5 protein-coding genes and 1 pseudogene are annotated in these 8,744 nt (G+C 76.0%); 2 read left to right on the plus strand and 4 right to left on the minus strand.

Annotated elements, in window-relative coordinates; all coding sequences use genetic code 11:
- Together ABT106_RS29250 and ABT106_RS29255 are read right to left on the minus strand one after the other, a co-directional pair.
- Positions 1-1,613, minus strand: a pseudogene (locus tag ABT106_RS29250) (hypothetical protein); the annotation flags it as partial.
- Positions 1,610-4,903, minus strand: a complete 3,294-nt coding sequence (locus ABT106_RS29255; RefSeq protein ID WP_351283305.1) for an FtsX-like permease family protein — start codon at positions 4,901-4,903, stop codon at positions 1,610-1,612. The gene ABT106_RS29255 and the pseudogene ABT106_RS29250, both read right to left, overlap by 4 nt.
- A gap of 170 nt (positions 4,904-5,073) precedes the next feature.
- Between ABT106_RS29255 and ABT106_RS29260 the strand changes: the two genes are divergently transcribed.
- Positions 5,074-5,802, plus strand: coding sequence for an ABC transporter ATP-binding protein (locus tag ABT106_RS29260; RefSeq protein WP_351283307.1), 729 nt, complete (start codon positions 5,074-5,076; stop codon positions 5,800-5,802).
- Here the strand turns inward: ABT106_RS29260 and ABT106_RS29265 are convergent.
- Together ABT106_RS29265 and ABT106_RS29270 are read right to left on the minus strand one after the other, a co-directional pair.
- The gene (locus ABT106_RS29265) at positions 5,792-6,211 is read right to left on the minus strand and encodes an STAS domain-containing protein (protein WP_351283310.1); all 420 of its coding nucleotides are present in this window, start codon (positions 6,209-6,211) and stop codon (positions 5,792-5,794) included. The genes ABT106_RS29260 and ABT106_RS29265 overlap by 11 nt on opposite strands.
- Positions 6,212-6,421: 210 nt before the next feature.
- On the minus strand, positions 6,422-7,168 hold the full coding sequence (locus tag ABT106_RS29270) for a GntR family transcriptional regulator (RefSeq protein ID WP_351283313.1): 747 nt from the start codon (positions 7,166-7,168) through the stop codon (positions 6,422-6,424).
- 274 nt (positions 7,169-7,442) lie between these two features.
- On the opposite strand from ABT106_RS29270, the gene ABT106_RS29275 reads away from it, so the two are divergent.
- Complete coding sequence (locus ABT106_RS29275; protein WP_502979519.1) at positions 7,443-8,609, plus strand: ABC transporter substrate-binding protein; 1,167 nt, start codon at positions 7,443-7,445, stop codon at positions 8,607-8,609.
- The last annotated feature ends 135 nt before the right edge of the window (positions 8,610-8,744 follow it).

Below are 8,744 nucleotides of genomic sequence, written 5' to 3' on the forward strand. Positions count from 1 at the left end.
TTGGGTTTTTTTTTTTTTTTTTTTTTTTTTTTTTTTTTTTTTTTTTTTGTTTGGTTTTTTTTTTTTTGCTTTTCCGATCTCGCGCCGCGCCCCGGGGCCGCGGCCCGGGCCAGCGCCCCGACGAGCACGGGCTGGACGCGGGCCAGGAACAGCCCGCCGGACAGCGCCAGCAGCAGCGGCGCCGCGACCAGCAGCGGGTCCAGCCCGGCCCCGGCCGGGGCGACCCCGCGCCGGCGCACCTCGAAGACGGCCGCGGCGGTGGCGGCCCCGACGAGCAGCTCGGCGACGAGCCGCCGCCGGGGGCTGCGCCCGCGCGGCGCGGACAGCAGGACGAAGGCCCGTACGGGGAAGGCCAGCAGGGCCAGGAGCGCGACGGCCGAGGCGGCCAGCAGCGAGGCCGTCGCCCGCGGGGACGGCAGCAGGACGAGGGCGAGCCAGCAGGCGAGCGCGGAGGCGGGCAGCACGGTGACGGCGCCCTCCCCGAGCAGACGGCGCACGATGGACCGGCGCGAACCGCCGCGCGCGAGCAGCAGCCGCAGCTCGGCCTCGCGCCGGTCGCCGCCGAGCGCGGCGGCCAGGCAGAACACCACGGCCCCCACCCCGGCGACACCGGCCGGGCCGATGGCCGCGAGCGGCGCGGCCGCCTGCCGCCGGGCCTCGGCCCGCGTGAACAGCTCGGGCAGGCGCGAGGTGATGCGCAGGTCCGGCCGCTTGACGGCGAGGGCCAGCGCGGAGGCGGTGGGGCCCGCGACGAACGCGGCGACCTCCCGTTCGACACCGGGCATCCGGTCGGCGCGCAGGACCGAGGTGTCCACCGGGAGCCGCCAGAAGTAGTCGGCGCCGCGGCCCCAGGGCGCCAGCCGGCCGATGGAGTCCGCCCCGACGACGGCGGCGGTCTCCCAGAAGATCTTCGGTTCCGGCGGGACCGTCACGTTCTGGCAGGCTTTGGTCAGGCAGGGGAGGTCGGTCCAGTAGGCGTCGGCGGGGTCGGCGTCGTACAGGCCGACGACCTCCGCGCGGTCGCTCGTGCCGAGGTCGGCCACGGATTCCAGCACCGTGCCCAGCGGGGCCTTGAGGGTTTCGGAGGCATGGAGCGACAGGGCGACTGGGACCGGCGCGCCGGGCGCCCCGCCCTGCGGCCAGCGGCCGGCCACCAGCCGGGTGTGGGCCGCGATCCCGGGCAGGTGCAGCAGGCTCAGGCGCGGGGCGACGCCCTCGGGCCGGGCCAGGCCCGGGTTGGCGAGGGCGCGGCCCTGCAACGCGCGCACGCCGTGCACCGGACCGCTCGGGTCGAGCCGGAAGGTGCCGCCGGTGCGCGCGCGCAGCTCCGCCAGAACGGAGTCCATCTCCGCCGGGGTCAGCTGTCCGTACCGTGCGGAGACGACGGCGGTCAGGCTCGTCTCGCTCGGCCCCCGCTCGTGCAGGTAGGAGCGCAGGGCGTGGTCGGCGCTGCGGTCCACGGCCCGCGGGAGCGCGGCCGCCGGCAGTACGGCGACGAAGGCCAGGGCGGCGGCGAGGAGCGCGGCCAGCGGGGCCGCGCTCAGCCGGGTCCGCACCCAGGGCGCGGGCCGGGAGCGCCGTCGCTCGCCGGCGGTGGGGGCAGGGCCGGTCACATCTCCTCCACGTGCCGCAGCCGGGCGGCCACGTCTCGGTCGTACCGGCCGGCGAGGACGGCCGACAGCAGGGGCACCGCGGCGATCGCGGCGGCCATCAGCAGGGTCTGGGTGCCCGGCAGGTCCACCAGGACCTGCGGTACGGGCCGGCGCGCGGCCGGGGTCAGCACCACCAGCGGCACCACCAGGTGGACCACGGCGGCGCCCAGTCCCAGTCCGACGGCGGTGGCCAGGCCCACCAGCAGACCGCCTTCGGCGGCGGCCGTACGGGCCAGTCTCCGGCGGGGCGTGCCGAGCGCCAGCAGCACCGCGAACTCCGCGGCCCGCTCGCGCCGGGCGGCCGCTGCGGCCGCACCGAAGCCGATCGCCGCCAGCACCGCGCAGGCCACGGCGAGGGCGGCCAGCGCGCTCTGCGGGCCCGCGCTCAGCGGGTCGTCCAGCAGCACGGCGGCGATCTCCTCGCGCAGTTCCACCTGCTGGGACCCGGCGCCCGCGCGCAGTTCGGCCGCCGCGCGCTCCGGCGCGGGGTCGGACGGCGACGCGGCGGGCAGCCACCACTCGCCGGCCGGGGGCAGCTCCAGTCCGCCGCCGGCCGCCAGCAGCCGTCCGGCGGCGGCCAGGTCGACGGCGAGCGCGGTGTCGCCGGCCACCGGGAGCGAGCCGACGGCCGCGGTCACCCGGACCGGGACGGTGGCCCCGCCCAGCGGGACGGGGACCAGGTCGCCGACCCCGGCCCCGACGGCGGCGAGGTAGCCGCGGGTGGCGATGCCCGGCAGCTCGGGCGCGGGCGCGGCACCCGGGACCAGCCCGAGCTGGATGCCGCCGGCGGTGTCCCCGCCACCGTGGTAGCGCAGCCGCGGCAGCTCCGCCGCGCCGTCCGGGGCGGGCAGCAGTTCCGCGGCGGGGGCGCCGCCGTTCAGCAGCGGGGTCTTCAGAGTCCAGCCGGGAGCCCCGGCCGGCACCGGTACGGTCACGGACGGCCCGCCGGGGCCGTCGGCGACGCCGAGGCGGCGTACGGCCAGCTCCCCGGGTGCCTCCGCGTCCTCGGGCGGGAACCGGTAGGTGCCGTAGTACTCCGCGCCGTACGAGACGACCAGCCCCGCCAGCGACAGGGGAGCGGCGGGAGCGCCCAGCGGCGCCCCGGCCAGCGCGCCGACGTCCACGGAGACGGTGCCGTCCCCGGACTGGGGCAGGCGGAGCATCGGCGAGCGGAACGTCAGCCCGAACCGGTCCCGCAGCAGCAGTCCGAGGCCCGCCTGCGAGGCACCCGCCGGCGCCCGCACCGTCACGTCCACGTCGATCCGGTGCGGCCGCCCGGGCAGCTCGACGGCGTTCCCGCCGGCCGGGCCGGCCGCCGCCAGCGGCGCGAACAGCTCCCGCATCGGGCGTCCGTCGCGCAGGTCGGCGCGCAGCGGCACCCGGTCGGCGACACCGGCGGCGTCCAGCGCGAGCACCTGGGCGGGCCTGCCACCGGGCAGGTCCTGGACCGTGCGCACCACCGGGACGACGCGCTCGCCGCCGGGCAGCGCGGCGTACCGGCCGCCGCGGCCGAGGGGGTTCAGTTCGCTGCCGGAGATCCGCAGGCCGCCGGCGGCGGCGAAGTCGGCCTGGTCGCGCTGGGACGCGGACCAGGCGCTGTGCTGGCCGAGCGCCAGCACACCGCTGGAGACGGCGAGCACGAGCAGCAGCACCGGCCCGGTGGACCGCTTCGGCCGACGGGCCAGCTGCCAGCCGACGAGGGCCGGCCCGAGCCCGCTGCCGCGCGCGGCGATTCGCCCGCCCAGCCGGGCGGCGAAGGGCAGCAGCCGCAGGACGAGCAGGGTGCCGGCGCACATGGCCAGCGTCGGAGCGGCGACCAGCACCGGGTCGACGCCGAGCCCGGCGGGGTCACCGGTCCCGTCCGCGGGACCCTGCCCGCCGCCGTACCGGGCGAGCTGCCGGTACGCGAGGACGGCGAGGGCCACCAGCGCCAGGTCGGCGCCCGACCGGGCCGCCCCGGCGACGAGCGCCTGACGGCGGCCGCTGCGGCGCAGCGCGGCGGCCCCCGCGCCGCGCAGTGCGGCGGGCAGTGCGGTCAGCAGCACGCACCCGAGGGCGCAGCCGGCCGCGACCGGCCACAGCAGCCACGTGCCCGAGGTGTCGAGGGGGACCGCGGACAGGGGGCCGAAGCCGGCGAGCAGGCCCAGCAGGGGCGGCGAGAGCAGCGGGGCCAGGACGGCGGCGGGCAGGGCGAGGAGGAGCGATTCGGCCGCGCCCAGGGCGCCCAGCCGCAGCCGGGAGGCGCCGCGCGCGGTCAGCAGGATCCGTTCCGGCTCCTGCCGGTCGGTCAGGAGGCGGGAGACGAGCAGCAGCGCCGCCCCCGCCAGCACGGCCAGCTGGAGCGCGCCGACCAGCAGCGAGGAACGGGCGACGGCCTGCCCGGAGCGCAGTTCGGCCAGTAGGGCGGGGAGTTGCGTCGTGACCTGGAACCCGGCGGGGGCCTTGACCCCGGACCCCTCGGGGGCCCCGTCCGCCAGTCCCGCCGCACGGCCGCGGACCGCTTCGGCCCCGCCCGCGTCGACGGCGGAGAAGTCGGGGTCCAGCAGCGAGGCGCGGCCGTTCTGCGCGAGGGCGCCGGAGGTGAAGGCGGAGTCGTCCACCAGCAGCGGCCCGTACGTCGTGAACCCGCCGACCTGGAGCCCGCGCCCCCCGAGCGGGTCGAGCCGCCAGTACGGGGCACCGGGGTCGGCGGCCAGGTACACGCCGGTGACCCGGACGGTGAGCGGGGCGCCGCCGAACCGGTCCTCCAGCCGGACCTCGGCGGGCAGTGCGGCCTCGGTCAGCCCCAGCCGGGCCAGGGCCGCCCGGGGCACGGCGACCGCGAGCGGGCCGGGCCCCGGGGCGGCCGCGGGCAACTCGCCCGCGAGGAGGTGTACGCGCGCGCGGTCGAGGGAGGCGAGCAGGGTCAGGTCGGCCTGCTTGCCGGGGGAGGCCGCGCCGGGCAGTCCGTAGGGACGGCTGCGGGCCACGCTCTCGACGCCGACCGGCAGCCGGCCGAACAGTTCACCGGAGAAGGCGCGTACGGCCTGGTCGTCGGCCGCGCGGGAGGCCGTGGTGTGCTCGGCGCCGACCAGTACCGTGGCGCGGGAGTGGTCCGGGCCCTGGAGGGCCTGCCGGAGCCCCGCGTCGCCGACGCCGCGGGTGAAGGCGAACAGCGCCGTCAGCACGGTCGTGGTGATCAGAACGGTGAGCAGTACGGCGCCGGCGAGCGGCAGTCGCCCGCGCAGCCGGCGCGTGACGAAGCCGAGCATGTGCCTGTTTCCTCCCCCATCCGGACCGTTGGTACCGGATAGCGGACGATGCTGCCAGATGCCAACGCAGGGCGGAAGGGACTTGCGCGATCGATGTGACGGGTGAGCAAATGCGAATGGGCGGCGTCTCGGACACCGCCGGAAGGCCGATCGCAGGGGGAGCGCACACGATGACGCAGCACGGGGAGAGCACGTCGGAACCCATTCTGAGGGTGGCCGACGTGTACCGCAGCTTCGGCACCGCAGAGCAGGCCGTGCACGCGCTGCGGGGTGTCTCGTTCGACGTGCGAAGGGGTGAACTCACCGCGCTCAAGGGCCGGTCCGGCTCGGGCAAGACCACCCTGCTGAACGTGGTCGGCGGTCTCGACGCCCCGTCCCGCGGCACCGTCTCCCTCGACGGCACGGACCTGGCGGGCCTGGACGAGGCCGGGCTGCTGGAACTGCGCCGCGACCGGATCGGCTTCGTGTTCCAGTCCTTCGGCCTGATCCCGGTGCTCACCGCCGCCGAGAACGTCGGCGTCCCGATGCGCCTGCGCAAGGTGCCGGCGGCGCAGCGCGAGGAACGGGCCCGCACCCTGCTCGCCCTGGTGGGTCTGAGCGAGCACGCGGGACAGCGTCCCGGGGAGCTCTCCGGCGGTCAGCAGCAGCGCGTGGCGGTGGCCCGTGCCCTGGCCAACGAGCCCGACCTGATCATCGCGGACGAACCGACCGGACAGCTCGACTCCGAGACGGGGCGGCAGATCATGGGGCTGCTGCGGGCCGTGGTGCGCAGCGAGGGCGTCACCGTCCTCGTCGCCACCCACGACCCGGTCCTGATCGAACTCGCCGACCGGGTCGTGGAACTGTGCGACGGCCGCATCGTCGAGCGGCAGGGCGCGGATCAGGCGGCTACGGTCTGAACCCGCCGCCGGGCGGCAGGGGCAGGCGCGCCGCCAGCTCCATCAGCACCCGGACGGCCCGGGAGCCGGCGGCGACCTCCACGCGGCCGCCGGCCCGGACCCACCGGTCCAGTACGAGCAGGAGGGCCGAGTCGCAGAAGGTCACGCGGGCGGCGTCCAGGACGAGACGGCGGGCGCCGCGGGCGGCGCCGTCCGCGAGCAGCCGGTGCAGGGGAGCGCAGGAGTAGTGGTCGAACTCCCCGGCCAGGCCGACGGCGAGGACGTCGCCCCGCAGCGCGGCCCGTATGCGGGGCAGGGGGTCGGGGCCGGCCTCCGCCGCGAGCTCCGCGAAGGAATCGCGGTGAGCGGCGGCGGGCGGGACCGGGGCGTCGGTCGGGGCGTGTATCGGGGCGTCTATCGGAGTGCGCATGCCTCCCCCAACGGACGGCCCCGCGGAGCGGAACGGGCCGGGCCCGCTCTTTCACCCGCGCGGGCCGCGCCGCTGACCCGTTCCGGCGATCTTCGGCCCCGGGGCGCAGGTCCGGCGGGACGGGCGGCGGCCCGTCGAGGTACAGGCCGGAGCGAGGTCGGCCGCGCCGGAGCGCACCAGCACGGGGCCGGGGGCGGCGGAGGGAGGGTCTCAGTGGTCTCCTGCCCGGCGTTCCAAGGGGGTTGCTACCGCCGAGTTGCTCACACTGAAGGTCACGCTGCCCGCCCGGTAGCGGTCGTCGGACCACTCGATGGGGCGGGCGGCCGCCGTCGCCGAGACGTGCCGTTGGCGCAAAAGCGGGCTGCCGCGCCGGATCCCCAGGAGGCGGGCGTCCTCGCTGCCCGCCGCGAGCGCGTCGATGAGGTGCTCGCCGTGGTGGGCCACCACTCCCGAGCCCTCGGCCAGGGCGTCCATGACGGAGCGGCAGTCCGCCGGCAGCGCCTCGACCGCCGCCGCGACCCAGTCGGCGTACGCCGTCCGCTCCACCATGACCGGCTCCCCGTCCAGCAGGCGCAGCCGCAGCACGGCCAGGATCCCGGTGCCCGGCGCCAGGTGCAGCCGCTCCGCCTCCTCGGCCGTGGCGGGCCGCCGGATCCGGGACAGGAAACGGCTTCCGGCCTCGTGCCCCACGCCCTCGGCCCACTGGGCGAAACTGTTCAACTCGCCGAAACTGTGGCGGCGTTCGTGCCGCAGCACGATCCGGCGCGCTCCCTGACGGGAACCGATCAGGCCCTCCGAGGCGAGGGTCGCGACCGCCTGGCGGACCGTGCCGCGCGAGGCGGACCAGCGGGCCGCCAGATCGCTCTCGGAGGGCAGCCGCCCGCCCACCGGGAGCTCGCCGGACGCGATCGCCCCGCGCAGCGCGGCGGCGATCTCCAGGTACCGGACCGTGCCCATGCCGTTCTCCCCCTCGTCGCGGATGTGTGCCGGCGGGGTGTGCCCGCCGCCGGTGTGCCGGGTGCCGGGAGCCCGTACCGCGGCACCCCGGCCCCTCCATGATCACTCCAGCAGCTCCGGGCACGGCTGGTTCCGGCCATTCTCGTCTCTTCCCCGAGTCGTGCTCCCGGCGACGGGCGCCGTTCACCGTCCGTACAGCGGGCCCGGGCGAACTGGAGTCAACTTGTTCAGACAAGTGAACGACCCCCTTTTGGATCTGTCTCCGGGAGAGACCGTGCTCAGTTCCTCCGCCCGTCGCGGTGCGGCCGTACTGCTCAGTGCCGCCGTCCTCACCACGCTCAGCGCCTGCGGCGCCGCCCCCGACCCGCAGCCCGCGGGTGCCACCGGCGACGCGAAGAACGCGAAGCAGCCGGGCGCCGCCACCTCCGCGGCCGACTTCGGCTCCGTGGAGGCCCTCACGGCCGCCGCGCAGAAGGAGGGCCAGCTCAACGTGATCGCGCTGCCCCCGGACTGGGCGAACTACGGCGAGATCATCAAGGCTTTCGAGGCCAAGTACAAGATCAAGGTCAACAGCGAGAACCCGGACGCCTCCAGCTCCGACGAGATCGCCGCCGTCAAGTCCCGCAAGGGCCAAAAGCGCGCCCCCGACGTACTGGACCTCGGCATCGCCTTCGCCCGCAGCGGCGCCGCCGAGAACCTGTTCGCCCCGTACAAGGTCGCGGCCTGGGACAAGATCCCCGCAGGCCAGAAGGACGCCGACGGCCGCTGGTACAACGACTACGGCGGCTACGTCTCCATCGGCTGCGACGCCGCCCGCGTCCCCACCTGCCCGCAGACCTTCGCGGACCTGCTCAAGCCCGAGTACAAGGGGAAGGTCGCCCTCAACGGCAACCCCACCAAGTCCGGCTCCGCCTTCGGCGGCGTCTACGCGGCCGCCCTCGCCAACAAGGGCTCCTTCGGCGACATCCAGCCCGGCATCGACTTCTTCGGGCAGCTGAAGAAGAGCGGGAACTTCATCCCCGTCGAGTCCACCCCGGCCACCGTCGAGAAGGGCGAGACGCCCATCTCCATCGACTGGGACTACCTGAACGCCGGCTACGCCCAGCAGTTCAAGGGCAAGGGCGTCGACTGGAAGGTCGCCGTCCCCACCGACGGCGTCTTCGCCCAGTTCTACTCGCAGGCCATCAACAAGGAGGCCCCGAACCCGGCGGCCGCCCGCCTGTGGATGGAGTTCCTCTACAGCGCCGAGGGCCAGAACCTGTGGCTCAAGGGCTACGCCCGCCCGGTGCTGCTGCCCGTCATGACCCAGGACGGCACCGCCGACAAGGACGCCGTCGCCAAGCTGCCCCAGGTCCAGGGCACCCCGGCGTTCCCCGCGTCCGAGGAACTCGACAAGGCCAAGGCCGCCCTCGCCGAGAAGTGGGACAAGGCCCTCTCCTGATGTCCGCCACCTCCACCACCCCCCACCCGACGGGGACCGCCGGCGGCGCCAGCCGCCGCCCGCGGCGCGGCCCTCTCACCTGGGTCGCCGCCCACCCACAACACCCCATACACCTCGATTGCAGACGGGTGCCGC

Source organism: Streptomyces sp. NPDC002044 (assembly GCF_040296725.1).
GTDB lineage: Bacteria > Actinomycetota > Actinomycetes > Streptomycetales > Streptomycetaceae > Streptomyces > Streptomyces antarcticus.